The sequence below is a fragment of the Sorangium sp. So ce385 genome (genome assembly GCF_051474135.1).
Lineage (GTDB): Bacteria > Myxococcota_A > Polyangia > Polyangiales > Polyangiaceae > Sorangium > Sorangium cellulosum_D.
In genome coordinates this window covers 9,992,824-10,016,531 of record NZ_CP150337.1, presented here as the reverse complement: position 1 = coordinate 10,016,531, position 23,708 = coordinate 9,992,824, and the positions used below count along the sequence as shown (strand labels likewise).

The window sequence follows — 23,708 nt, the reverse complement described above, 5'->3', positions numbered from 1 at the left end:
TCATGAACCGGGTTCCAGGGAGAGTTGCGACGTGATGACTCCGCAATGGCCGTGGTCGTGGGCGCTCCTTCTGAGCGCCGTCGTCCTCGCGGGTGCACCAGGATGTTCCTCGAATGTCCGCCCGGAGGACGAGCCGCGCCCTTCCGGCGGGGCGGGCGCGAACGACGGCGGCGGCGGGGCTGGCGGCGCCGGCGGTGAGGGGGCGGCAGGAGGGGCCGGGGGGTGCGTCGACGACGACCCGTGCACGGCCGAGCGCCTGGATGAGTCCGGTCAATGCATCTACCCGGCGGCCCCGGATGGAACGCCCTGCGGCCGTGGCGACGTCTGCACGGCCGGCGACCATTGCGTGAGCGGCGCGTGCAAGGAAGTGCCCGTCTCGATGCCCGCGGAGATCTACGGCACCGTGTGGAGCTACGGCGCGGCGCCGGCCGAAGGCCCGAACTTCCCGCTGGAAGGCATGGCGGAGTTCCTGTCGAACGACCGGATCCTGTTCGGCGAGCGGCTCGGTGGGAACGGCCTGTCGCTGTCCCTCGTCCGGGTGGACGACAGCGGGTTGCAGCGGCTCGGCCAGCGCACGCTGGACATCGACGTCGAGCATTACTTCGGCAGCTGGGACTGGTCCGACGGGCTCCTCACCTCGTTGCTCCCCCTGGGGCCGGACCGTGTCGTCGTCGTCGGGACGCGGCAGCGGCTGGAGCTCCTGGGGCTGGAGGGCGACCGCATCACGACGCTGTCCCAGCACGCGCTGGATCCGCGCAGCGACAGCATCGTGGGGGGCGCCGGGCGCGGCGACCGCTTCTGGACGTGCGCAGGATCGTGGGTGAGCGCGTGGCGCGTCGGCGCCGACGACGCGCTCGTCGAGGAGACGGCGCACACCTTCCAGCTCCTGGCAGGGACATGCCGCTCGCTCGCCCTCTCCGCGGACGGAGCCGTCCTGTGGGTCGTGACCTCGCACGGCCTCGTGCCCGTGGACGTGTCATCGCCGGACGGGCCGGTCATCAAGCCCGCGCTCTTTGCCGACCAGGCGTTCTTTCACGTGCAGCTGAACGACACGTATCTCGTCGCGCAAGAGCTGCTCCGCTACGGGGATCTGGGCAGCATCCACGTGTTCCGCGTGGCGGACCTGGACGGCGCGGAAGAGCCGGCTCCGCTGAAGTCCTTCGCGCCGGACGAGGGGGCCGATTTCTGGAACCGCCCCCTGGGGTTCGCGCTCCTCGAGGACGACCTGCTGGTCGAGTGGTTCCGCGTGAGCGGCGCCACCCGCTCCTACGTCGTGGACCGCCACGCCCTGAGCACGGCGGGCGTCTCGTCCGCGCTGGGCAGCCTCCTCGTGCGCGAGAGCGACGAGGCGGGCCTCCTGCCCTCTCCGCTCCGGCTCGCGGCCCGGGGGCGACTCGCCGCCTTGCATCCCTGGCGCCGCGTCGTCGCGCTGGAGGGCTCGGCCGCGATGCGATTCCGGACGGGGCTCCACCATGGCTCGCTGGAGCGCGTCTGGGCTGGAGAGGACGGCGCGGTCCTGGCGGTGGCGCCCTTCGGCGTGCACAGCGTGGATCTGGGAGATCCGAAGGCGCCCGTCCTCACGGCGGGAGGGATGGTGTTTCCGCCGGACATGCAGCGGCTGCGGCTCGCCCCCGCGCCGTCCCGGGCCGGCGCGCTCGAGCTGTTGACGTTGCCGTCGAGCGAGCCCAACGTGCACCAGGAAGACGGCACGGCCGTGCTGAGCTGCCTCGGGCCGGGCGAAGGTGGGCTCCTCGAGCCGTCTGGCCAGCTGCGGGTCGAGGGCGGTCCGGCGGCGCTGGCGTCCGCGCCAGGCCAGCTCTTCCAGGCGGCGCCGCTCGACGGGGGGGCCTTGCGGCTGCGGCGCTTCGCGCTGCCCGCGCGCTGCGCCGGGGAGCTCCTCAGGCCCGCGTCCGAGCAGATCATCGCGCCGCAGGTCTCCAGCGCGCCGCGCATGGCCCAGGCCCTCGCCGTGGACGGCGAGCGCTCCGAGGTGCTGCTGGGCCAGCTCTATTACGAGGACCTGGTGGCCGAGATATCGCTGAGCTGGTTCTCCTGGACGGGCGCTGGACCGACGGCCACCGGTACGCTGTCCGGCACCGGGGACCTCACGGCCGTGGCCCTCGCCGGCGACCGCGCCCTGGTCATCGAGAATCGCCAGCACGTTTATGTGCTGCGGCGCGACGGGGAGGACATCGTCGTCCACAACCACGTCGACCTGTCGCAGGTACCGAGCCCGATGCAGGTCTCGCAGATCCTCTCCTTCGACGGATCCGTGGCCTGGTTGGCCATCGCCTCGCCGTCCGTCGGCGCCGTCGCGCTGCTGGCGGACGACGGGACCGAGCTCGCGCGCTATCTCACGCCGAGCCCCGTGCGGTCCCTCGCGCTCGCCGGGGAGCGGCTCGTCCTCGGGATGAACGAGGCCATCACCGTCGCAGCGCCGGTGTGCGACGCGAGCCGGAGCGCGCGTCGCGCGGCCGGCCCGTCCCCCGCGGGTCCTGATCCGGAGATGGGCCAGTAGCGCTCGACGAGCGGCACGAACTTCGCCAGAGCCGTGGGCAGGGCTGTCCGTGGCCGCGGCGCCCAGCGTGACATCACGCAATCGCAGTGATCGATCAACAACAGGAGATCTTTCCCATGAAGAACGTCTCTCAGCGTGTGGTTTCCCGGGCCGCGATCGGCCTTGCTTGCGCGGTGGGCCTCTTTTCGAGCGCGGCGAGCGCGGACGAGCATGTGCTGATCCTGCTGGATCGGACCGGCAGCATGGGCGCCACGTCCGTCCCTGGAAAGACGCGCCTCGACGTGGCCAAGGAACGTATCAAGACCTTCCTGAAGAGCGCGCCCAGTCAGCCGCGGCGCTATGCGTTCTGGACCTTCGACGACGCGACCTACTCGTCCATCATCAACTTTTCCCAGAACAGGTCGGCGGCTCAGGTGGAGCTCGAGGTGGACGCCGTGACGCTGGGCGGGGTGACGCCGCTGGCCCACTCGGCGTGCGCGGCGATCGACGAGCTCATCAACTACCTGCCCAGCGAGTTCCACACGAAGCGCCTATACCTGGCGACCGACGGCGAGGAGAACAACACCCTCTCCACGGACCAGTGCTATGGCCCCCCCAGCGCGACGAATTACCCCAACCTCGACGTCGGGAGCTGGCAGTGGAAGGTGCGCAACAAGGCGTGCACGGGCGACGCGAACAGCCCGGCCCTGTGCGGAAGCCCCGGCATGCCGACGCTCCTCGTCGACATCGATCACCTCTTCGACAACATCTCGTTCGCGGCCAGGCCCTCGCTCGAGCGGACCCGGACTCCCCGTGGCTTCGCGTCGTTCGCGAGCGATGCCACGTTCTTCAGCGGGCTGTCCAGCGAGACCGGCGGCAGGTATGTGAGCGTCACGCCGTCCACGCCGCCTGCGCAGGCCGCGCCCCGCCCGGGCGATGCCAGCCTGGACGGGTGCGTCAATGTGTTGGACCGCTCGCTGGTGCTGAGCCAGTTCGGCCAGACCGTGGCCCCGGGCGCGTCCACGGACTTCAATCGTGACGGGATCGTGAACATCTACGACTACAACACGGTCCTGCAGAATTACGGCAGCGGGTGCACCCCGTGAGATGACGTGTCCCCTCGGGGCTCGGACGAGGCAGCCTCGCCGGCCCCGAGGGCGTCCGCTCCGCGACGCCTAACGACCGCCGGGTGGAGCGCGGCGCGCCACGATGTCTGATGCGCTGGCAGGCGCTGCCATCCTGGCAGGCTGGCCGCTCGGGCGGAGGGCTTCCCGGGCGCGGATCTCCGCTGCGCTCTCCCGGCATGAAGCGTGGATACATGCGCTCGCATGTCCATCGAGACGACATCCATCGATCGCGAGGACCGGCTCGCCGGCGTCCTCCTCGGCACGGCGGTCGGCGACGCGCTCGGCCTGCCGCGTGAAGGCCTGTCGCGCCGCCGCGCCGCCCGCCTCTTCGGCGCGGCGCCGCTCGAGCATCGCTTCGTGCTCGGCCGCGGGATGATCAGCGACGACGCCGAGCACGCGTGCATGACGGCGCAGGCCTTGCTGGCTGCGCCGGCGGACGCGGCGCGGTTCGCGCGATCGCTCGGGTGGCAGCTCCGCGGCTGGCTCGCCTCGCTGCCGGCGGGCGTCGGATACGCCACGTTGCGGGCGATCCTCAAGCTCTGGATCGGGTTCTCTCCGGAGCGGAGCGGCGTCTTCTCGGCCGGCAACGGCGCCGCGATGCGCGCGCCGATCCTGGGCGCGGCGCTCGCCCTCGCGCCCTCGCGCATCGAGCCGATGGTGCGCGCGTCCACGCGCCTCACGCACACCGATCCGCGGGCCGAGGAGGGCGCGCGGATCATCGCCCTCGCCGCCGCGTATGCCGCGGTGCGCGCGCCGGAGCAGGTGAATCCGGCCGAGCTCTTGCCGATGCTCCGCGAGCGCGTCGCGGATCCGGAGCTCCGCCGCCGGCTCGACTGCGCGGCGGAGCTGCTCGGGCGGCGCGCCTCTGCGGAGGATTTCGCCGGGGCGATCGGGCTCCGAGGCGGCGTGAGCGGGTTCATCGTCGACACGGCGCCGGCGGCCCTGTTCTGCTGGCTCGCGCATCCGGGCGATTTCCGGCGCGCGGTGGAGGACGTCATCCTGCTCGGCGGCGACGCCGACAGCACGGGCGCGATCGTCGGCGGCCTCGCGGGCGCGACGCTGGGGGCGAAAGGGATCCCCGGAGCGTGGCTGGATGGGATCGCCGACTTCCCGCGATCGATCGCGTGGATGCGGCGCCTCGGCGCCCGGCTCGCGCGGGCGTTCCGCGGCGAGGGCGAGGGCGCCGCGGCGGGGAAGCGCGCCTCCGGTGGGGAAGGGCCGCTCGGCCTCTTCTGGCCGGCATTGCCGGTGCGGAACCTGATCTTCCTGGCGCTGGCGCTGGGGCACGGGTTCCGGAGGATGCTGCCGCCTTATTGAGGGGGCCCGCGGCCGAGCACGCGCGTGCGCAGCACGACGCAGCGACAGGGGCGGGAGGCGCGCGCCTCAGAGCTTCCGGCTGATGGCTTCGGCGATCATGATCGTCGTCACGTTCGTCGGCGCCGAGATGATGTCCGGCATGATCGACGCATCGACGACGTGCAGGCCGTCGACGCCGCGGACCGCGCCCCCTGCATCGACGACGGCGCCCGGATCGTTCGGTCCGCCCATCGGGACGGAGGATGTCGGGTGGGAGTAGCCGTCGACCTGCGCGATGATCGCCTCCTCCAGCGCGGCGTCGTCCTGCACGTCCTCGCCGGGGGTCATCTCCAGCTCGACCATGTCGCTGAACGGCGCGGTCTTGCCGATCTTGCGCGACAGGCGCACAGCTTCCATCATCCGCCGCAGGTCGCTGCGGTCGTCGAAGAAGTTGAAGCGGATCAGCGGCATCGCACGGGGATCGCGGCTCGCCAGGCGGATCGATCCCTTCGACTTCGGCAGCGTCACCGAACAGGCCAGCACGATCGCCCCTCCGGTCGGGCTCTGGGCCGGATCGAAGATGTGCGTGCCGGAGACGTGCAGGTCGAGCTCGTCCGCGCCAGCCTCGCTGGACCGGGTCCAGAGGATCGCGCCGGCGACCGGCGTCATCGATTTGGCCTCGGGCTTCAGCGCATAGACGTTGTAGTAGAACGGGTGCTCCTTCAGCCGCTGGCCGACCGGCGCGTCGACGATGACGGGGATGCCGAGCTCCTTCAGGTGCGACGACGGGCCGACGCCCGAACGCATCAGGATCGCGGGGCTGCCGTACGCGCCGGCCGACAGGATCACCTGGCCGGCCGCGATGGTTTCGCCGCCGACGAGGCGCACGCCGGTCGCGCGGCAACCTTCGAACACGACGCTGTCGACGTCGACGCATCCTCGGATCGTCAGGTTCGGCCGGCGGCGCACGTCTTCCGTGAGGTAGGCCATGCCGGTGTTGATCCGCTTGCCGTCGACGACGTTCAACGGGTAGGGCGACACCCCGTGCTGCTCGGCGCCGTTGAAGTCGGTGACGCGCGCGAGGCCGCACCTCTCCGCGGCGAGCACGAACGCGCGCATCGACGGGGTGTTCTCCTCCATCGTCCGCTGCCGGATCGGGAAGGGGCCGGTGCGCCCGTGCCAGGCGTCGTCGCCGGTCGGCGTGTTCTCCATCGCCTTGAAGATCGGCAGCACGTCCTCGAACGACCAGCCTTCGACGCCGTGCGCTGCCCATCGCGCGAAGTCGGACGGCCTGGCGCGGATCGCGACCGCTGCGTTCACGCCCGAGCTGCCGCCCAGCACCTTGCCGCGAATCGCCTTCACGTCGTGACCGAGCCCGAGGTGATCCTGGGTGTGGTAGCCCCAGTCGTGATCGCGATCGCCGCCCACGCGGTTCGCGTCCGCGATGACGTCCGGATAGCTCGCCGGCGCGTAGGCCTGGCCAGCTTCCAGCAAAAGAACCCGACGGTCCCGGTGCTCGCTCAGGCGGTTCGCGAGCACGGCGCCTGCGGAGCCGCCGCCGACGATGACGACGTCGAATGTCTGGGTCTCGTTGCCCATTGGGATTCCTCCTTGTCCGACGGGTTCTTTTCAGCCGCGCTCGAAGGCGTCGCGGAGGAAGCGGCCGGCGCGATCGAGCGCGTCCCTGCTGGTCTCGAGGTGCGCGACGTCGAGCTGGAAGACGTGGTGCATGCCCTCGAAGATCTGGAGCTCGACGGGGACTCCGGCCTTCGCCGCGCGATCGGCGTACTGTGTTGAATCGTCGAGCAGGCGCTCGTCGGTGCCGACCTGGATGAGGAGCGGCGGCAGGCCTCTCAGGTCGCCGAACAGCGGCGAGGCGAGCGGATCGGAGGAGCGATAGGCGCCCACATATTTGCGGGCGCAGTCCTGCAGGTAGTCGTAGCCGATCAACGGATCGACGATGCGCGGATCCGTCATCGATGCGCCGGTGAAGGAGAGATCTGCCCATGGCGAGAACACGACGCCCGCGACCGGCGCCGGACCAGCGGGCTTCCCGGTCAAACCCGCCAGCGTCACGAGCGTGAGGCCGCCGCCCGCGGAGTCGCCGACGATCGCGACGCGGTCGAAGCCCTTCTCGACCAGAAACAGGGTTGCGGTCCGCGCCGCGTCCGGAGCGGCCGGCAGCGAAGCTTCGGGCGCCAGGGGATAATCGATGACGAGCGCCGGGACCTTCGTGCGGCTGACGATCTGGCTGACGAACCCGCGGTACGCCTTCGCCGAGCCGAGGACGTAGCCGCCGCCGTGCAGATAGAGGAGCGCGCGCTTCGGCTCGGCCTGCCGCGGGCGGATGAAGAAGCCCCGCACGCCCGCCTCGTCGACAGCTTCGAGCGTGACGTCGCTGGTCAAAGGAGAGCCGGAGATGAAAGCATCGTAGACGGTCCTCTGGTCTCCCGTCGCCGTCGCCCAGAAGCTGGCGAACCGCTCGCGCAGCGCGATTTCGCGCTGCCGCTCCTCGGACGAGAGCTTGATGAACTCCGTTTTGCTCCTGGTCATCGATCGTCCTCCAGACATTTGCGTCCTTGGAGGCCAATCTAGGCGCGGGAGACGCCGACCGGAAAGACGCCGTGTTTGAGACGTAGCGTCCAACGGGTTGGACGATCTACATCAGCACGGCTTTCGGGAGCTCGGCCGCCAGGTGATCAAGGAAGACGCGCACCGATGGAAGCAGCCCCTGCCTGTAGGGGATGAGCGCGGTGATCGTGGAGTCGCCCGCGATCCAGCTCGGCAGCACCCGGCGCAGCTTGCCGGACTTCACCGCCGCCCGGCAGATGTAGCCGGGCAGGGCGACGATCCCGAGACCTCGGATCGCCGCCTGCTGCAGGCCGACCATATCGTCGCTCGACAGCCGCGGCGAGAGCGGCACCACGGCCTCGTTCTTCGCCTGACGCGCGTGGCGCAGCCGCCAGACCGGATCGACCCCGGTCCGCATCATGAACAGCGATGGGTGCTCCCGCAGGTCCTGGGGTCTCTGCGGCTCGCCTTTCTCGTCGAGGTAGTCGGAGCCCGCGAACAGGTACCAGGGGGCGGGCGCGAGCGTCCGCTGGACCAGATTCGAATCCGGCAGCGGAGCGGAGTGCGCTCTGACGGCGACGTCGAAGTTCTCCCCGACGATGTCGACGGCGCGGTCGACCGCATGCACGACGACGTTGACCTTCGGGTACTGCACCAGGAAATCCGCGACGATGTCGGACATCGCGAACTGCATCGTCGCCACGCCGCCGGTGCAGCGTATCGTGCCGCTCGGCTCGCCCAGGCGCTGGCGGATCGTGGCCTCGGCCAGCTCGGCTTCGTGGAGCATGCTGACCGCGTGCCGATAGAAATCTTCGCCCGCGTCCGTCATCCCGAACTTGCGCGACGTGCGGTTGAGGAGCCGGACCCCGAGGTTGTTCTCGAGCTGCTGCATGCGGTAGCTGAGCGTCGACTTCGGGGTCCGCAGCGTGCGGCTCGCGGCCGTGAACCCGCCCCGGTCGACCACCTGCACGAACAGGAAGAAATCGTTCAGATCCAGCATGTTCCACCCATCGTCCAACCTATCGGACGCTGGGTCCGAAGTTTGACGTCTTCTGGGTTGTCCGTCCAGCGGATAGTCCTCGCGTCGTCACGGCAAACGGTCGTGACCCCGGAGCTCCGGGCCCAGCCGGATCCGGAGACGCGCTCAGGAGGACCCGATGACCATTCGCACGTACGAGCCGCTCACCCAGGACAACGCCGCCGTCATCCTCGTCGACCACCAGGTCGGCCTCATGACCGGCGTCCGCGACTACTCGACCGGCGAGTTGAAGCACAACGTCGTCGCCCTGGCGAAGGCCGCCAAGGCGCTCAAGCTGCCGATCGTCGTCACCACGACGGCGCGCGACAGCATGTGGGGGCCGACCTTCCCCGAGCTCGTCGACGCCTTGCCCGGCGTCGAGATCATCGATCGCTCGACCGTGAACGCCTACGACGACCCGCGCGTCGCCAAGGCCATCGAGGCGACCGGCCGCAAGAAGCTGATCTTCGCCGGCGTCTCGCTGGAGGTGTGCGCGGGCTTCCCGGCGATGACGGCCGTCGCGCGCGGACTGGACGCGTACGTCGCCGTCGACGCCTCCGGAACGTTCAGCGAGACCAAGCACGACGTGAATCTGTTCCGCATGCAGCAGGCCGGCGTCATCCTGTCCGACCACGCGACCCTGATGGTCGAGATCCTCAAGGACAACGGCCGTCCGGAGGCGGGCGCCGTCTACGCCGCGCTCGACATGCCCTGGGCCACGCTCGTCGGCCAGGTCGCCAGCGCTCTGCGCAAGTGAGCGACGCGGCGTCGGTTCGACCTTCGCGGCGGGCGGAGGCCGAACCGACCGACGCCCGAGATCGGCGCCGATCGTCGGAGAGCCGAGGCTGGAGCGCACAAACTCGGGCTCCGTGCCGTCGGCGCCTCCATCGTCAACCAGGCCCGCAGCAGGTCTTGAAGACCACTTCTACGGCGAGCAAGCCGTCGGGCTGGAGAGCGTGGCCCCCGCATACTCTTGCACCAGCTCCTTCACTTGGGAGGCCGGCACCATGAACGACTTGTATTCGTAGGGAGGGTCGAAGGCGTCGCCGCTGCCCGTTTGATTTCCGGAGCAGCCCTCGAACAGGTTGCCCGTCGCCTCTTGCACGGAGCCGTCCCTCCGCGGCGAACAGAACCGCGTGGCGGACAAGCCGTTCGACACGCCGAGCCTCGAAGGGCCTACCGAGGTGTCCTCCGTGTAGAGGTTGTTGACGACGTGGATCCACCCGTAGCGGCAGCGGGGTTGGCGTTCTGCGACCCCCGTCCACCAATTGAACATGAAGGTGATGTTGAGCTTGCCCTCGCTCACGGGCTCGTTGTCCGAGGATGCAATCAGGTTCGACAGGTTGTGATCGCCGTTTTTGCTGTAGCCGAAGATGCTCCACGTGAACGTCACGTTGTCGGACCCCTTGACGACGTCGGCATTGCCATCTTGCCCGTCCCAGAACTCGGCGTGGTCGACCCAGATGTTCTTGGAGTTGCCCTCGATGCTGATGTTGTCCCAGGCCTGGAGTCCGCCGGGATCGCGATGCCGTCGGCGGTCGACCGGATCGCGCTCCGCGTCGCCTCGTCGGTGATCGTGTCCGTGGCGGCCGAGGTCGGCTATAGTTCGCAAAGCGCCTTCGCCCATGCGTTCAAGCGCACGTTCGGGTATCCGCCGCGGAGCGTCAGGATGACGAGGGCGAGATAGACGAGCGTCGTGCGCAGGGCGATCTGCCAGAAGGGCTTGGAAAAACCAAAGAACCCTTCCATGGGCGCCTCCCGCGGGTACGGCCGCGCGTCAGCGGGCGGAGTGGAAGCGCCGGAACAGCTGACGAACCTCTTCCGCGAGGCTCTGGATGGGACCTTCCACGGGCAGTCCTGGAACGATATCGTGGATCGGCAGGCCTCGCACCGGAGGAGCCGGAAGGCCCAACTCGGCGAGCCAGCCGACCAGCTGTGCCGAAGAGCTCGCGTACACGATGCGGCCGAGCCGGACCCAGCCGTGGGCCGCGGCGCACATGGGACAGTGTTCGGTCGACGTGAAGACCGTCGCCGCGGCTCGCTCGTCGGGGGTGAGGTGCGCAGCCGCCCAGCGCGCCAGCGCGAGCTCCGGATGGCAGGTCGGATCGCCGCCGCCCACGCGGTTGTGATCCTCGGCGAGGACCGTCCCGTCCGCCGCGACCAGCACGGACCCAAACGGTTCGTTGCCAGTCTCCAGCGCCAGCGCTGCGAGCTCGACGCAGCGGCGCAGGTGTCTCATCTCGATATTGCTCGGCATGGTCGTCTCCTTGGGGGCACGGGAGCACGGCTTCGTTCGCGCTGGAGGGCCCTCGCAAGAAAGGGACCGCTCCAGAGCCGTCGGCGAGCCAGCGTGTACGGTAGCACGAACGCCGCCGGGACGACCTGAACGAGGGGTTGTACTGGATGACCGATCTGGACACGGGACGTGTCAGTCGGAGAGACGCGCGCGTGGGGGGCGCGATCGCCGTCAACGCGGCGCGACGTTGCTGCCTGAGCAGCAGCGGTTCAGCAGCTCAGCTGCCCGGGGAGACGGGCAGACGGAAGCCTCCGTCTTCCGTCCCGCATCCCGTCAGGGGCCTTGGCCCGCGGTGCTCGTGGACCACGATGGCCTCGGCAATGGCTGGAACGGGGCGTGCTTGGTGCGGCGATCGGGCCGCCGTCCGGGCGCGCTCAGGACTGCCGGGAGAGTGCCATGTCCGACCTCATCATCGAACGACAGACCAGCCCTGTGCGGCTGGAGATACGACCGCTGACGCCCGTGATCGGGGCGGAGATCCGCGGCGTCGATCTGCGCAAGCCCTTGGACGCCGCCGCGGCGCAGGCGATCGAGCAAGCGCTGGTGCAGTGGAAGGTGATCTTCTTCCGCGATCAGGACCTCAGCAACGAGCAGCTGCTCGCCTTCGGCCGCGCTTTCGGCCCGCTGACGCCGGCCCACCCGATCGCGCTGGGGCTCCCCGACCACCCGGAGATCTGGGAGCGCGAAGCCGGCGAGTACCGTCAGAACCACCGGCAGGACCTGTCTATCCCCACCGCCAAGCCGCCGCGCGACTACAAGGGCTGGCACATCGACATCACGTTCGTGGCCAATCCGAACAAGTACTCCATCCTGCGCGGCGTCCGGATCCCGCCGTACGGCGGCGACACGTTGTGGAGCAACCTCGAGTGCGCCTACGACGACCTGTCGCCGACCATCAAGGCGCTCTGTGAAGGGCTCAAGGCCGTTCATCGCACGAGCAGCTACGACAGCGGAGATCCCAGGCCGGGCCGCAGGGCCGCCGGCCCGTTCGCCGCGCTCCATCCGCTCGTGCGCGTGCACCCGCGGACCGGACGTAGATCGCTGTTCGTCAATCCGGGGACGACGAGCCATATCGTCGGCCTGCGAGAGCGCGAGAGCCAGGCGTTGCTCGATCTGCTCGCCGACGAGGTGACGCGGCCCGAGTACACGGTGCGCTTTCACTGGACGCCCAACGCGATCGCCGTGTGGGACAACCAGGCCACCGCCCACGCCGGCCCGATCGACTACGCCCACTTCGATCTGCCGCGCGTGGTCCGCCGCATCACCGTCGCCGGGGAGCTGCCGGAGGGGCCAGACGGCTTCCGCTCGCGGCCGCTGGAGGGCGAGCTGTTCGGCGTGATCGGCTGACGCCGCGGCCCTGCGGCGCCTCGGGATCCCTCGATGGACGGGTCACCTCGCCCCGACGTCCCGGAAGCGTGGCCCCGAGCATGACGATGCCGCACCTCAAGGCGATCGGGCTCGATTCTCAAGGGCAGGCCAGCGCGAGCGTGCGCGCGTTGTAAGCCACGTCCTCGAGGAAGCTCCTTCGGAGCTCCGGATCGCTGACCTTCGCGGCCGTCGCGAGCAAGCGCTCGCGGGCGACCGCCAGCGCCTCGCGGGCGGCGTCGTGCTCGCCCGCGGCGATCAACGTCTCGATATGGATGAATCGAATGAACGGCTCGCGAGGAGGGCGTGTGGGGCTCGACCGCAGGAGATCCATCGCATCGCGCGCGTGGTCGAGCGCCTCGGCGGCGCGGCCCTGCGCGAGGCGGACAGCCGCGAAGGAAGCCAGCGTCTCTGCGCGCTGAAGGGGCAGGAACGCGGGCAGGGCAAGCGAAGCCTCCGCCTCGCGCGCGGCCGCGTCGAGGTCCCCGCGGAGCCGGAGCACGAGGGCATACGTCGCGCGGGCCCAGCCTTCTATCGCGCGGTCGCCGTGGCTCACGCCCTCGCGAAGGGCGAGCTCCGACTCGGCTGTCGCGTCGTCGAGCTCGCCCCGGTTTGCGAGCGTCCACGCCAGCGTAATCCGCGCCACCGATCGACAGAACACCCCGGCGTTGGTTGACGAGAGCGCGCGCCGGGCCTCTTCCTCCGCCTGATGATATGCGCCGAGCACCTCGTAGATCATGGCGGCGGTGGCATGCGCCATCGTGGTCCAATCGGCGTTGTCGGTGGCTTCGAAGCAGGCGCTCGCCCGGCTCTGGAGCTCGGCGCTATGCTGGAGCTCACCCTGAAGATACAGCGCCGTATGGCCTCGTATCGAGGCGATTGCTCCCTGCGCCTGGAGGTCGTGCGGCGACGCCGCCTGGGCGATCACCTCCACGCGATCGATGTGGCTCCGCCAGAGATCGGGCAAGCCCGCGACCATAAAGAAGAGGAGGGCGATGTAGTAGGCAGTGAGCAGTTGATTGGCGTTATCGGCCGACGGAGGGACATCGGTGAGCATCTCGACGATGCGGAGCAAGGCGTCGATCTGGCCCCGTTGGAGCGTCATCACCGCCATGATGAGGAGCGCGGAGGAGAAGGCTGGGCTGCTCTTGGGCGCGCGAAGCAACAGCTCCTCCGCGCAGGTCTCCGCGCTCGCCATATCTCCGGTGAGCCATCGCAGATACACAAAGATCTCGAGGAACGCGAGCCGGTGCTCCCCGGTCACGTCGCACGAGAGGCCCCGCTCGGCGTGGGCGATCGCCGCGCGGAGATCGCTGCCGAGCTGCGCCTGGCGGGCGGCGGCGCGGTAGTGGAGCGCCGCGCGCGGGCGCTCCCCTCCGCGTTCGAAGTGCTCCGCGAGCACCAGCGCGTCGCCCTCACCGTGCCGCTCCAGCCACTCGCCTGCCAGCCGGTGGCCGAGCGTCCGGTCGGCGTCGGTCAGCATCGCGTAGGCGCCGTCGCGGAGCAGGGCATGCCGGAACGCGAGCTCCGGCTCGCCCGGGAGCCGGCTCTCCTGACGCCGGACCAGGATCTCGCGCTCGACCAGCGCGGCGAGCCGCTCGCGCACCTCGGCGGCCTGCGTCGCGTCGCCGGACAGCGCCGCGACGCCCCCTTCCCAGCACACCTCGCCGAACACGCTCGCCGCCCGCAACACCCGCCGCTCGCCGGCGCCGAGCCCCTCGAGCCGCGACTGCACCATCGCCAGCACGGTCTCCGGCAGCGCGGCGCCCTTGCCCTCGGCCACCGCCCGGATCAGCTCCTCCAGATAGAATGCGTTGCCGTCGGCCTGGCTCACCAGGCGATCGACCGTGGCGCTGTCCACCTCGTCGCCGAGCGAGAGCCGCGCCAGCCGCTCGCTCGCCTTCTTCGAGAGCTCCCGGAGGCGGATCTCCTGGACGGCTCGCTCCTGCCAGAGCCTCGGGAAGACATCGCGCACCTCGGGCCGCGCCAGCGCCAGCACCATCCAGGGCTCCTCCTTCACATCGCGCAGCGCCCTGTCGACGGCGCGCACCGTGGGCAGGTCGCCCCAGTGCAGATCCTCCAGCACCAGGAGGACCGGGCGCGCCCTGGCCTCGGCCCGGAGGAAGTCGACCCAGGCCCGCTGCACGTGCTCGCTCATGAGGCGCGGGTCCTGGCGCGCAGCTCGCAGAGGCGCGCTCTCGTCGTCGGGGAACGGCGTCCCCACGAGCTCACCGAGGAAAGCGGCCATGCGCGCCGCGGCGTCGAGCGACGCGCACGTTGCCGCCGCGGCGTCGAGCGACGCGCGCGTCGCCGCCGCGGCCCTCAGCTTCTGCCGCCGGGCGTCGAGCGGCTCGCCCTCGTGGAGATCGAGCGCGCCGCGGAGCGCCTGTCCGAGCAGGCCGTACGCCGAGCCCGCCCGGAGGGGATCGCCGTGGCCGATCCAGATCGACGGCGGCTCGGCGCCGCCGCGCAGCGCTCGCAGGAGCTCGTGGGCGACGCGCGACTTGCCGATCCCGGGCGGCGCCAGGACGATCGCGGCCTGCGCCGTCCGCTCCTCGACGCACGCGCGAAAGAGGCCTTCCAGCGCGGCGAGCTCGCGGTCTCGGCCCACGCACGGCGTCGCCCTGCCGAGCAGCGTCCGCGCCTCTCCGGCGAGCGCGCGCTCGCCCAGCAGGGCGAGCCCCGGCGCGCTCTCCTTCACGACGAACCGGGCGTCGAGCAGGCGCGCCGTCACCTCGTCGATCGCGACCGCCTGCGCCTCCTCGTCGCCCTCGGGCCGCGAGGGCGGGGCGCCGCTGCTCACGATCAGCCGCGCGGCCGTGTCGATCGCGTCCCCCATGCCGAGCCGCCCGGTGCGCTCCGCTCGCCCGAGCGCGAGCGCCATCGGCCGCCGCCCGGCGAGCGGCCGCAGCGAAAGGGCGCAGCGGGCGGCCAGCGCCGCTCGGTCGGTGGCGCTCCCCGCGCCCTCGATGCTCACGACGATCGAGCCGTCGACCAGGCGCTCGGCGCGGCCCCCGTTCGCCGCGGCCGCGCTCCGCAGGACCGCGAGGCCGTCCTCGGCCTCGGTGCGCGCGACGGTCCGCGCCGCGGGATCGGCCCGCTCCTCGCCGATCAAGATCACCGACAAGAGCCGCCGCTCCCCGCCGGTCAGCGCCGCGGGGGACGCGCCGCTCGGCGGGAGGGCGGGGATCGAGCCGACGGTCTCGAGCGCGACGGGCGCCTGGAGGGTCACGACCGTCGCCTCGAGGGCCGCGAGCGCATCGAGCGCCGCGGCCACCGCCGCCCCGTCGCGGGGGCGCTCCTCCGGCGCCTTCGCGAGCATGCGCGCCGTGAGCTCGGCGAGCTCCCGGGAGAGGTGGGGGCGGAGCTCGGTCACCCGGGGCACCTCGGCGAACAAGATCTTCGTCAGGATCGCCATCAGGTTCTCGCCGTGGAACGCCGGCGCGCCGGTCAGGCACTCGAACAGGACCGCGCCGAGGGCGAACACGTCGGCGCGCGCGTCGACGTTCGGGGCGCCGCGCGCCTGCTCCGGAGCCATGTAGCCGGGGGTCCCGATCACGAGGCCGGAGGCCGTGCGGGGCCGCGCGCCGTGGGCGACGCGCGCGACCCCGAAGTCGATCACCTTGCTCTTCTCGACCTCGCCGCCGACCAGGAAGATGTTGCTCGGCTTGATGTCGCGGTGCACGACGCCGCGGGCGTGCGCCTCGGCGAGCGCTTCGGCCACGCGGCGCGCCAGCGCCACGCTCTCGGCCGCGCTCAGCCGCCCTCGCCGCAGCCTCTGGGCGAGGTCTTCTCCGTCGAGCCATTCCATGGCGAGGAAGGGCTCTCCGGCGGGCGTGGTCCCGTGCGCGAGGTACCGCACGATCGCGGGGTGATCGAGGGCGGCGAGCACCTCCGCCTCGGCCTCGAAGCGGCGCACCCGCGCCGGATCGCGCCCGAGCGCCGCCGGGAGGATCTTCACGGCGACCTTGCTGCCGCGGCCGGGATCGTGCGCCGCGTACACGACGCCCATCCCCCCCTCGCCGATGCGGGCACCCAGGCGGAAAGGCCCGGCCTGGTCGGCCGCAGCGCAGGGCAGGGGAGCGTCGTCGACGCGGGGGACCTCGCGCGGGGACGAATCGACCGCCGACGCGTCGCCGGTCATGCCTTCGTCGATCGGAGCGGTCATATCGCGCGGATCCTAGCGGCTCTTGCGCTACGATCGCGACGCTTTCATTCGCCCATTCACGACCTCGGCCGGAGGCGCTCTCTTCAGCCTGGGCGATCCGCAGAACGAGATAGGCGGCGACCCGCCGCCCGTGATCTTCGTTCAGCCGACGTGGACTCGAACCCTCGGAGCGTCGGCAGCACGCCGCGGTCGCAAGCTGGGCGCGTGAGGCACGGACCGGGGGAGCGCGTGGGTCACAGCTTCGAGGCGGCGTGGTCCCAGTTCACCAGGTTCCACCATGCCTCGACGTACTTCGGCCGGGCATTGCGGTAGTCGATGTAATACGCGTGCTCCCACACGTCGCACGTGAGCAGCGGCGTCTTGCCCTCCGTGAGCGGGTTCCCGGCGTTGCCCGTCTGCACGATCTCCAGCTTGCCGGAGCCGTTCTTCACCAGCCAAGCCCAGCCCGAGCCGAACTGACCGACGGCCGCGGCGCTGAACTTCTCCTTGAACGACGACACGCTTCCGAACGCCGCCTCGATCGCCGCGCGGAGCGCGGCGGGAGGCTCGCCGCCGCCCTGCGGCTTCATGCTGTGCCAGTAGAACGTGTGGTTCCACACCTGAGCTGCCTGGTTGAAGACCGCGCCGGACGTCGTGCGGACCAGATCCTCGAGGCTCTTGCCCGCGAGCGCCGGGTCCGCTGCCACGAGCTCGTTCAGCTTCGTCACGTAGGCGTTGTGGTGCTTGCCGTGGTGGAAATCGAGCGTCTCGGCCGAGATGTGGGGGACCAGCGCGTCTCTGGAGTAGGGGAGCTCGGGAAGGGTGAAGGCCATGGTTCTGTTCCTCGTCTTGCGTGTCGACGGCTAGCGCTCGTCGCAGTCCGTTGTGAGTAGCTCGGCGAAGACCTTCGGGTGGCGCTCCGGCCACGGATCGAACGTCCACGCTTCGCGGCCGAACAAGCCGCTCCACGTCGCCGGGTCCGGCGACAACGTAGCAGCCCCCGGCGGGTTCCCGTGGCGCCTTGCCAACGAGTTGGCAGTTTTCCATCCATTTGGAGGGACGGCCTCCCGACCAGCGGGCAAGCCAGCGGCGGAGCTCGGCGGGCCCTCGGCGTCCGGCGGATCAGACGAGGCCGGAGAGCGGGCCGGAATCGGGCTTGCGGTTCCCGATGCTGCTGGTCTCGAGGCCCATGAGCTGGGCGATGGAGACCAGGAGCTTGGCGTGGTCCTGCCCGTCGACATCGAGGGTTCGCCCGGTCTTCAGGGCCCCGCGCGCGCCTCCCGCCATCACGAAGGGAACACGCTCCATGCGGTGCGCCGTGCTGCCGAGCTCCCTGCCCACCACGACGAGCGTGTTGTCGAGCAGCGTGCCGTCACCCTCGCTCACGGCGTCGAGCCTCCCGAGCAGGTAGGCGATCTGCTCCGAGTACCAGGCGTCGATCTCCTGGAGCTCCCGGCGTCGATCCTGCCCGTCGTGGGACATCGTGTGGTGATCGCTGGTGTGCCCGAGCCACGAGTGCAGGATATGGCTGAAGGCGTAGCTGAGCTGGAGGCTCATGACGCGCGTGATGTCGCAGGAGAACGCGGCCACCGCGATGTCCATCATGTCCCTGATCTCCGTCGGATACTCCGAGCCGCGGCCGCTGGTCTGCTCCGGCGCCTCCGGGACCGTGCAGCTCAGCGCCGGGTCGGCAGGCTCCGCCGCCTGGCTCAGCCTGCGCTCCATGGCCAGCAGCCCCTCGAGGTGCGCGTCGAGCTTGTGGTAGTCCTCCTTGCCCACCCGCCTGCGGATCCTGCTGAGATCGTTCTTGAGCAAGTCGACGATCGCCTTGCGCTCCGCCCGCTCCTGCTCCGCCCCCGGATCGCTCGCGGGCGCCTCGCCGGCCGACGTCACCCCGGCGAACAGCCGGTTGAACGCGGCCCTGGGGTTCGTCTCGGGGTGAATCGGGGAGTTCTCGCCGGCGTAGATCATCCGGTTCAGGCTGTTCGGATTCAGGCACTGGACACCGAGCTCGACCGTGCGATACGGCGTCTCCTGCACGGGGTCGTCGGGAGCGCGCTCGTACGGCATGCCGCTGCCGTGGGCGCGGGCGATGATCTGGTCGATGGACGCGCCGCTCCCCCAGCCCGTGCGGTTTCCGTTGCCGCCATCGAAGTTCGCGCCGGAGGACGGGCCGTTCAGCGTCGATGCCGTCCAGAGCCCCGCCATGCCGAAGGCGTGGGCCTCGCCGGCCCCGCCGGCCGTCATCTTGAGCCCCCACGGGATCACCAGCTTCGACTTCCAGGGATCGAGCGGCGCGTGAATGGCGTGGAGCGAGAAGCTGTGCTCCGAGCCCTGCGGCCTCCAGTCGATCACGTTGTTCCAGTCCCGCGCCGGCGCGCCGTCGGGCTGGAAGATGAGCAGGAGGCGCTTCGGGCGTACCTTCTCCTGCCCGGAGGCGTTCATCAGCGGAAGCAGCGATCCCATCGCCGCCGCCCCGGCGCCGAGGCCGAGGGCCTGGAGCATGCGGCGGCGTGAAACTCCGAGTTGCGTTCGTCGGTTCATCACGGTCACTCCTCGCTGGCGGTGAGCCGCACGTGGCGGAAGGCGTCGCTCAGCGCCACCTGAGACAAAAGGGTCCGAATGTTCCCGCCCGACGCCTTGAACCCCTCGTGGATGGTCTGGATCGAGCAAGCGTCGTCCGTGCTCTCGATCCGGCCCAGGGCGAAGCGAAACCACTGGTTCGCGACGCAGTCGGCCACCTCCGAGCTCCCCGCGAGCTTCTTCGCGAGCTCCACGCCGCCGTAGTACGGACCGGCGAGGTCCTCGCGCGCGCTCGTGATCTCGCCCGCCGCGTTCACCTCGCCGAGGCCGTCCGTCGCGCGGTACTTGCCGATGGCGTCGTAATGCTCGAAGCCGAGGCCGATCGGATCGATGAACTGGTGGCAGCCCGCGCAGCCGGGGTCCGCCACGTGCTGGGCGAAGCGCTCGCGCGTGGAGGTCACGTCGTCCACCGGCGGGGGGACGTTGTTGACGTTCGCCGGCGGGGGGCTGAGCGGCTGGCACATGAGGTTCTCACGGACGACGATGCCGCGGTGGATGGGGGAGGTCTGGTTGTGGTGAGACCAGCGCGCGAGGAACGCCGCCTGCGTCAGGATCCCGGCGCGGCGGCTCGGATCGAGCGGCACCGGGTCCCCCGGTTCGAACCCGTCCGGTGGCTCGATCTCGTAAAGGTCGAACAGGGGGCCCTCCGGGAACGTGTAGTCCGCGCTGAGCAGCGTGCGGAGCAGGCCGTCGCCCTGCCGCACGACGTGATCCGTGAAGCGGGCGCTCTCGTTCAGCATGGCGTTCGCCATCTCCTCGCCATACGCCGGGAACAGCTCCTGGTCCTTCTGCGCCTTGGGCAGCTCCGAGAGCCCGAGCCACTGCTCGTGGAACAGCGCGATCGTGGCGCCCGCCCTCGGGTCCTGCAGCATGCGGTCGACCTGACCTTCGAGCACGTCGCGCTCGAGCAGGCTGCCGCCTTCGGCGAGATCGACCAGCTCGGCGTCCGGGATCGAGTTCCACAAGAAGAACGAGAGCCGCGAGGCGAGGCCGTAGCCATCCATCGGCTCGGGGCTCGCGGAGGGGACGCCGGACTCGCCGACATCGGCGTGGTACAGGAACGACGGCGACTGCAGCAGCCCCTCGATCATCAGGCGAAAGCCGCGCGACGCCCCGCCCGATCGCCGGCCGAGCTCGTACAGCGAGACGAGCCCCTGGAGCTCGTCCGCTTCCAGGGGGCGGCGGTACGCGCGCCGCCCGAGCCGCTCGACGAGCTCGGTCGCGCACGAGGTCCCCTCGTCGTCCGCGAGGCTGCACGGCGCGATCAGCTCCATGCGCCCCTCGGCCTCCGAGGCCACCCGCGCCGCGAGCTCCGCCGCCTGCAGGACGAGGAGCTCCGTGATCGGAGCGATGGCGTTGCTGTGGAACGGCCCCATGCGCTCGTCCGGCGCGAGCGCGTCGGCGGGGCGCCCCCGGGCGCCGAGCAGATCGCGTATGGCGTTGTTCAGCTGGTCGCGCGTGAGGCGGCGGAGCCGGGTCAGGCCCACGTGAAGAACACCGTCGTTCGCCTCGCAGGCGGCGTCGATCGCGGAGGGGTCGTTCGGGAGCGTCGGGACTTCGGACTCCTGGCTGCCGACGTCGTCCCCGCCGCCAATCTGTCCCATACATCCAGGGAGCAGCATCGCACCGCATAGGCCCGCGATTCCGCCCCATGGTCTCTGTTTCGGTCGGCTTACCCACAAGTTCATGTCAACTCCTTGTGCGGCATAAGACATTGATGCCACGCGCAAGCCCGCGCCGTCCATCGCGACGCGTCGTCGGGGGCGACGTCGGGATGGCTGCGGTTCGCCGCGCGGTCGTTGCAAAAGGAAGGTTAACTGAACCGGTTAACACGATCAAATAGATTTGCGCACCAAATCAGTAAAGAAATCCAGGAGTGGCATACTCGCGGTCCCGCGGCGCTCGGGCACACGCGCGACGAACGGCGAGCTTTGGAGTGTAAAGACTTATAATTAAGTACATTAAACATTGTTCTTTTTGCGCCTTTGCGCCTTCGTCGCGCGCTCTCTCTCCGGATCTCTGGCCGGATTCCTGCGGGTGGAACCGGCGGCCGGCGGCGCTCTCCGAGGGAATCCGCCCGGAGCGCCGTCCTCGCCGCCCGTTCGCCGCTCATCTCGTGGCATGCTGTCGCGCACGGGCCGCCCCCATGCGCTTCGTCACGTACGCCCCGCCTCCGCCCCTCGGCCGCTTCGTCGGCCAGCTCTGGTACTACGCCGCCCCCGAGCTCCCCGACCTGCTCGAGCGCGTGCTCCCCAGCGGCGCCATGAGCCTCCTCATCAACCTCGCCGAGGACGAGCTGCGCTGGTACGACCCCGTCCCCGCCGCGGCCGCCGCTGCCGCGCCCGCTGCCGCCCCTCCCGCCGCCGCCCCCGCCCGCTGCCACCGCCTCTCCGGCATCGCCGTCTGCGGCGCCCACGCCGAGCACTTCGCGATCGACACGGCCGAGCAGCGCGCGATCGTGGGCGCCGAGTTCACCCCCGGCGGCGCCCTCCCGTTCTTCGGCCCGGCCACCGAGGCGCTCAGCGGCACCCACGTCTCGCTCGACGCGCTCTGGGGCCGCGAGGCCGCCCTCGTCCGCGAGCGCGTCCTCGAGGCGCGGACCCCCGACGAGAAGCTCCGCGCGCTCGAGGCCGCGCTCGCCGCGCGGCTCGCCCGACCGCGCGCGCCGCTCGCGCGCGACCCCGCGGTCGACTTCGCGCTCGCCGCGTTCGCCGACCCCTCCCGCGCGTACACCGTGGCCGACGTGACCGGGCAGCTCGGGATGAGCTCGAAGCGCTTCATCCGCACCTTCACCGAGCAGGTCGGCCTCACCCCCAAGCGCTACTGCCGCGTCCAGCGCTTCCAGCAGGCGATCGCGGAGATCGAGCGCGGCGAGCGCGTCTCGTGGGCGGGCGTCGCCGCCGCGTGCGGCTACTACGACCAGGCGCACTTCATCCACGACTTCCGCGCGTTCGCCGGCCTCACCCCGACCGAGTACGTCGCGCGGCGGCGCGAGCGGAACCACGTCCCGCAGGGCGGCTGAGCGATCGCCCGCGGCTCGGCCGCCGTCGCCGGCCGACCCCGCGGGCACGTTTTTACAATACCCGGTCCGGCCGCGCGGACATGCTCCGCCCATGACCACGCGACCTCACCCCATCGCCCCGCCCCCGTACCACACCGTCGTGCCGCACCTCGTCGTGGCCGGCGCCTCGGACGCCATCGCGTTCTACAAGAAGGCGTTCGGCGCGACCGAGAAGCTGCGCGTCGCCGACCCGAAGCGGGGCGGCGCCATCGTCTCCGCCGAGCTCGTCATCGGCGACTCCGTGATCACCATCGCGGACGAAGCCCCGCGGTGGAACGCCCGCGGCCCGAAGGCGCTCGGCGGCTCGCCCATCGTCATCACGCTGAACGTCGAGGACCCCGACGCCGTCGCCGCGCGCGCCATCGAGGCAGGGGCCAAGATCATCTATCCCATCGACGACCAGCTCTACGGCCGGCGCGAGGGCAGGATCGAGGACCCGTTCGGGCACCAGTGGAAGCTGTCGGCCGTCATCGAGGACGTCTCCGTCGAGGAGATGCAGGCGCGCATGGCGAGAGGGTAGGGAGAGAAGGGCCCGCGCGGCGCCCGAGCCGCGCGCCGTCTGCCGGCGTCGCTCCGCCGCCGTCTGCCAGCGTCGCTCCGCCGCCGTCTCGCCGGGCGCCGCCCGCGCGCTCGCGCGCCGCGGCCCGAGGCTCACCGCGCCCGCCGCCTGCGTGCGCGGGGCGAGGGCGCGACGGAGCTCGCCGGCTGCAGCTCCTGCAGCTCGAGCGGCGCGGGGCCGCACGTCACGCAGGCCGCGAACCTCGTGGATCTCGGCGCCCGCGACGACTCCGGCAGCGCCGAAGGCTCGGTCCAGTCGCAGGACACGAGCTCGCCCCCGGGGTCCGTGGGCGTGAGCGAGTCCGCCATCGAGTGGACCGAGCGCTTCATCTCGGTGAGGCGCGTCAGCTGCAGGACGATCGCCACCAGCCGATCCGGATGGAACGGCTTGAGCAAGACGTGGTGATACGCCGCCTCCTTCGAGCGCGCGTACTCCTCGGCCCCGGTGATCAAGAGACAGCTCGTGTAAACGGGCATGCTCGAGACCTTCCGGAGGAGCTCGTCACCCCTCATGCCAGGCATGATCAGATCCGAACAGACCAGGTGGAACTCCCTCGTTTCGAGCAGTGCGAGCGCGTGCTCCGCCGACGTACACTCCACGACGTCGACCTCCGTGGAGAGGACCGCTGAGATGCTGCTCAGCATCTGCTCGTCATCCTCGACCACGAGGACGCAGTACCTTCGCCGGCACGATGAGCTGACGGCGCCTCTGTGTTGACCCTGCGAAGAGGTGCGATGGGCTCTTACGGTCGATGACACGGTGGCTGCCTCCTGCGACGATCGCGGGTCCGCGCCCCGTGCCGCGTTGCCGCGGAGGTGCGCGAGCGCGCTTGCCTGTGTTCGAGCGCCTGCCCGGCGCCCCCCGCGCCGACGGCCTCTTCCTTGGAAGCTACACGACCACGTTTGTCGGAGTCAACGCCGCAAAACGCCCTCTCGGCGGGTCGAACAGCAGATCTCGAGATCCGTTCGACCTGCGTGATTGGCGTATTTCAGGTGGTCCGGACGTCGAGGGTGTGACGTGAACGAACCGGAGCATCGCTGCTGCGGGCGCGATGCATGATAATTAACAATGCGCGATGTTCGAATCTTCACACGGGTGCATGATGATGAACGAGGGTGTGATGTTCGAATCTTCACACTGGCGCACGCCAGGGACCCCGCTGAGCCTGCCAGTCGCGCGCTCCGGCGG

The 23,708-nt window shown here is 70.6% G+C and carries 18 protein-coding genes; 7 read left to right on the top strand and 11 right to left on the bottom strand.

The genetic code is table 11. The annotated features are described in order from the left end of the window. The first annotated feature begins 34 nt into the window (after positions 1–34). The 3 genes from WME83_RS36535 to WME83_RS36525 all read left to right on the top strand — a co-directional run bounded on the left by WME83_RS36535 (position 35) and on the right by WME83_RS36525 (position 4,941). Positions 35–2,518 carry a hypothetical protein gene (locus tag WME83_RS36535; protein WP_437322085.1) on the top strand — a complete coding sequence of 828 codons (2,484 nt, stop codon included), beginning with the start codon at positions 35–37 and terminating at the stop codon, positions 2,516–2,518. A 116-nt stretch (positions 2,519–2,634) separates the two neighbouring features. Beyond that, complete coding sequence (locus WME83_RS36530) at positions 2,635–3,603, top strand: VWA domain-containing protein (RefSeq protein WP_437314326.1); 969 nt, start codon at positions 2,635–2,637, stop codon at positions 3,601–3,603. Positions 3,604–3,825: 222 nt separating this feature from the next. Continuing rightward, on the top strand, positions 3,826–4,941 hold the full coding sequence (locus WME83_RS36525) for an ADP-ribosylglycohydrolase family protein (RefSeq protein ID WP_437314325.1): 1,116 nt from the start codon (positions 3,826–3,828) through the stop codon (positions 4,939–4,941). Between the two features lie 66 nt (positions 4,942–5,007). On the opposite strand, the gene WME83_RS36520 is transcribed toward WME83_RS36525, so the two are convergent. From WME83_RS36520 to WME83_RS36510, 3 genes are all read right to left on the bottom strand, one after another. Next, positions 5,008–6,519, bottom strand: coding sequence for a GMC family oxidoreductase (locus WME83_RS36520; protein ID WP_437314324.1), 1,512 nt, complete (start codon positions 6,517–6,519; stop codon positions 5,008–5,010). Between the two features lie 30 nt (positions 6,520–6,549). Continuing rightward, a complete protein-coding gene (locus WME83_RS36515) occupies positions 6,550–7,473 on the bottom strand; it encodes an alpha/beta hydrolase (protein WP_437314323.1) in 924 nt (307 codons plus the stop codon). A 106-nt stretch (positions 7,474–7,579) separates the two neighbouring features. After that, on the bottom strand, positions 7,580–8,491 hold the full coding sequence (locus WME83_RS36510) for a LysR substrate-binding domain-containing protein (protein ID WP_437314322.1): 912 nt from the start codon (positions 8,489–8,491) through the stop codon (positions 7,580–7,582). 157 nt (positions 8,492–8,648) lie between these two features. On the opposite strand from WME83_RS36510, the gene WME83_RS36505 reads away from it, so the two are divergent. Continuing rightward, positions 8,649–9,266 (top strand): isochorismatase family protein, encoded by a 618-nt coding sequence (locus WME83_RS36505; RefSeq protein ID WP_437314321.1) that lies wholly within the window; start codon positions 8,649–8,651, stop codon positions 9,264–9,266. A 168-nt stretch (positions 9,267–9,434) separates the two neighbouring features. Here WME83_RS36505 and WME83_RS36500 read toward each other — a convergent pair whose 3' ends face one another. From WME83_RS36500 to WME83_RS36490, 3 genes are read right to left on the bottom strand one after another with little or no spacing between them, the layout of a single operon-like run. Further along, positions 9,435–10,121 (bottom strand): pectate lyase family protein, encoded by a 687-nt coding sequence (locus WME83_RS36500; protein WP_437314320.1) that lies wholly within the window; start codon positions 10,119–10,121, stop codon positions 9,435–9,437. Further along, complete coding sequence (locus WME83_RS36495; protein ID WP_437314319.1) at positions 10,109–10,258, bottom strand: hypothetical protein; 150 nt, start codon at positions 10,256–10,258, stop codon at positions 10,109–10,111. Before WME83_RS36495 ends, WME83_RS36500 begins: the two co-directional genes overlap by 13 nt. A gap of 28 nt (positions 10,259–10,286) precedes the next feature. Beyond that, positions 10,287–10,766, bottom strand: a complete 480-nt coding sequence (locus WME83_RS36490) for a nucleoside deaminase (RefSeq protein WP_437314318.1) — start codon at positions 10,764–10,766, stop codon at positions 10,287–10,289. A 435-nt stretch (positions 10,767–11,201) separates the two neighbouring features. Here WME83_RS36490 and WME83_RS36485 point away from each other — a divergent pair, with 435 nt between their 5' ends. Beyond that, a complete protein-coding gene (locus WME83_RS36485; RefSeq protein ID WP_437314317.1) occupies positions 11,202–12,152 on the top strand; it encodes a TauD/TfdA dioxygenase family protein in 951 nt (316 codons plus the stop codon). Positions 12,153–12,270: 118 nt separating this feature from the next. Here WME83_RS36485 and WME83_RS36480 read toward each other — a convergent pair whose 3' ends face one another. The 4 genes from WME83_RS36480 to WME83_RS36465 form a co-directional block, all read right to left on the bottom strand. Continuing rightward, positions 12,271–16,338: a protein kinase domain-containing protein gene (locus tag WME83_RS36480; RefSeq protein WP_437314316.1), complete on the bottom strand. Its 4,068-nt coding sequence runs from the start codon at positions 16,336–16,338 to the stop codon at positions 12,271–12,273. 233 nt (positions 16,339–16,571) lie between these two features. Beyond that, positions 16,572–17,150 carry a superoxide dismutase gene (locus WME83_RS36475; RefSeq protein ID WP_437314315.1) on the bottom strand — a complete coding sequence of 193 codons (579 nt, stop codon included), beginning with the start codon at positions 17,148–17,150 and terminating at the stop codon, positions 16,572–16,574. Between the two features lie 289 nt (positions 17,151–17,439). Next, positions 17,440–18,861, bottom strand: a complete 1,422-nt coding sequence (locus WME83_RS36470; RefSeq protein ID WP_437314314.1) for a DUF1552 domain-containing protein — start codon at positions 18,859–18,861, stop codon at positions 17,440–17,442. A gap of 5 nt (positions 18,862–18,866) precedes the next feature. Further along, positions 18,867–20,504 (bottom strand): DUF1592 domain-containing protein, encoded by a 1,638-nt coding sequence (locus WME83_RS36465; protein WP_437314313.1) that lies wholly within the window; start codon positions 20,502–20,504, stop codon positions 18,867–18,869. A 542-nt stretch (positions 20,505–21,046) separates the two neighbouring features. On the opposite strand from WME83_RS36465, the gene WME83_RS36460 reads away from it, so the two are divergent. Together WME83_RS36460 and WME83_RS36455 are read left to right on the top strand one after the other, a co-directional pair. Next, positions 21,047–21,922: a helix-turn-helix domain-containing protein gene (locus WME83_RS36460; RefSeq protein WP_437314312.1), complete on the top strand. Its 876-nt coding sequence runs from the start codon at positions 21,047–21,049 to the stop codon at positions 21,920–21,922. 91 nt (positions 21,923–22,013) lie between these two features. Continuing rightward, a complete protein-coding gene (locus WME83_RS36455; protein ID WP_437314311.1) occupies positions 22,014–22,481 on the top strand; it encodes a VOC family protein in 468 nt (155 codons plus the stop codon). 131 nt (positions 22,482–22,612) lie between these two features. Here the strand turns inward: WME83_RS36455 and WME83_RS36450 are convergent, their stop codons facing one another. Then, positions 22,613–23,164 (bottom strand): response regulator, encoded by a 552-nt coding sequence (locus WME83_RS36450; RefSeq protein WP_437314310.1) that lies wholly within the window; start codon positions 23,162–23,164, stop codon positions 22,613–22,615. Positions 23,165–23,708 lie beyond the last annotated feature (544 nt).

What these genes read in the sequence shown, in the direction of transcription:
- WME83_RS36535 (WP_437322085.1), top strand. Translation starts at nt 35, where the DNA reads ATGACTCCGCAATGGCCGTGGTCGTGGGCGCTCCTTCTGAGCGCCGTC.
- WME83_RS36530 (WP_437314326.1), top strand. Translation starts at nt 2,635, where the DNA reads ATGAAGAACGTCTCTCAGCGTGTGGTTTCCCGGGCCGCGATCGGCCTT.
- WME83_RS36525 (WP_437314325.1), top strand. Translation starts at nt 3,826, where the DNA reads ATGTCCATCGAGACGACATCCATCGATCGCGAGGACCGGCTCGCCGGC.
- WME83_RS36520 (WP_437314324.1), bottom strand. Translation starts at nt 6,519, where the DNA reads ATGGGCAACGAGACCCAGACATTCGACGTCGTCATCGTCGGCGGCGGC.
- WME83_RS36515 (WP_437314323.1), bottom strand. Translation starts at nt 7,473, where the DNA reads ATGACCAGGAGCAAAACGGAGTTCATCAAGCTCTCGTCCGAGGAGCGG.
- WME83_RS36510 (WP_437314322.1), bottom strand. Translation starts at nt 8,491, where the DNA reads ATGCTGGATCTGAACGATTTCTTCCTGTTCGTGCAGGTGGTCGACCGG.
- WME83_RS36505 (WP_437314321.1), top strand. Translation starts at nt 8,649, where the DNA reads ATGACCATTCGCACGTACGAGCCGCTCACCCAGGACAACGCCGCCGTC.
- WME83_RS36495 (WP_437314319.1), bottom strand. Translation starts at nt 10,258, where the DNA reads ATGGAAGGGTTCTTTGGTTTTTCCAAGCCCTTCTGGCAGATCGCCCTG.
- WME83_RS36490 (WP_437314318.1), bottom strand. Translation starts at nt 10,766, where the DNA reads ATGCCGAGCAATATCGAGATGAGACACCTGCGCCGCTGCGTCGAGCTC.
- WME83_RS36485 (WP_437314317.1), top strand. Translation starts at nt 11,202, where the DNA reads ATGTCCGACCTCATCATCGAACGACAGACCAGCCCTGTGCGGCTGGAG.
- WME83_RS36480 (WP_437314316.1), bottom strand. Translation starts at nt 16,338, where the DNA reads ATGACCGCTCCGATCGACGAAGGCATGACCGGCGACGCGTCGGCGGTC.
- WME83_RS36475 (WP_437314315.1), bottom strand. Translation starts at nt 17,150, where the DNA reads ATGGCCTTCACCCTTCCCGAGCTCCCCTACTCCAGAGACGCGCTGGTC.
- WME83_RS36470 (WP_437314314.1), bottom strand. Translation starts at nt 18,861, where the DNA reads ATGAACCGACGAACGCAACTCGGAGTTTCACGCCGCCGCATGCTCCAG.
- WME83_RS36465 (WP_437314313.1), bottom strand. Translation starts at nt 20,504, where the DNA reads ATGGGACAGATTGGCGGCGGGGACGACGTCGGCAGCCAGGAGTCCGAA.
- WME83_RS36460 (WP_437314312.1), top strand. Translation starts at nt 21,047, where the DNA reads ATGCGCTTCGTCACGTACGCCCCGCCTCCGCCCCTCGGCCGCTTCGTC.
- WME83_RS36455 (WP_437314311.1), top strand. Translation starts at nt 22,014, where the DNA reads ATGACCACGCGACCTCACCCCATCGCCCCGCCCCCGTACCACACCGTC.
- WME83_RS36450 (WP_437314310.1), bottom strand. Translation starts at nt 23,164, where the DNA reads ATGCTGAGCAGCATCTCAGCGGTCCTCTCCACGGAGGTCGACGTCGTG.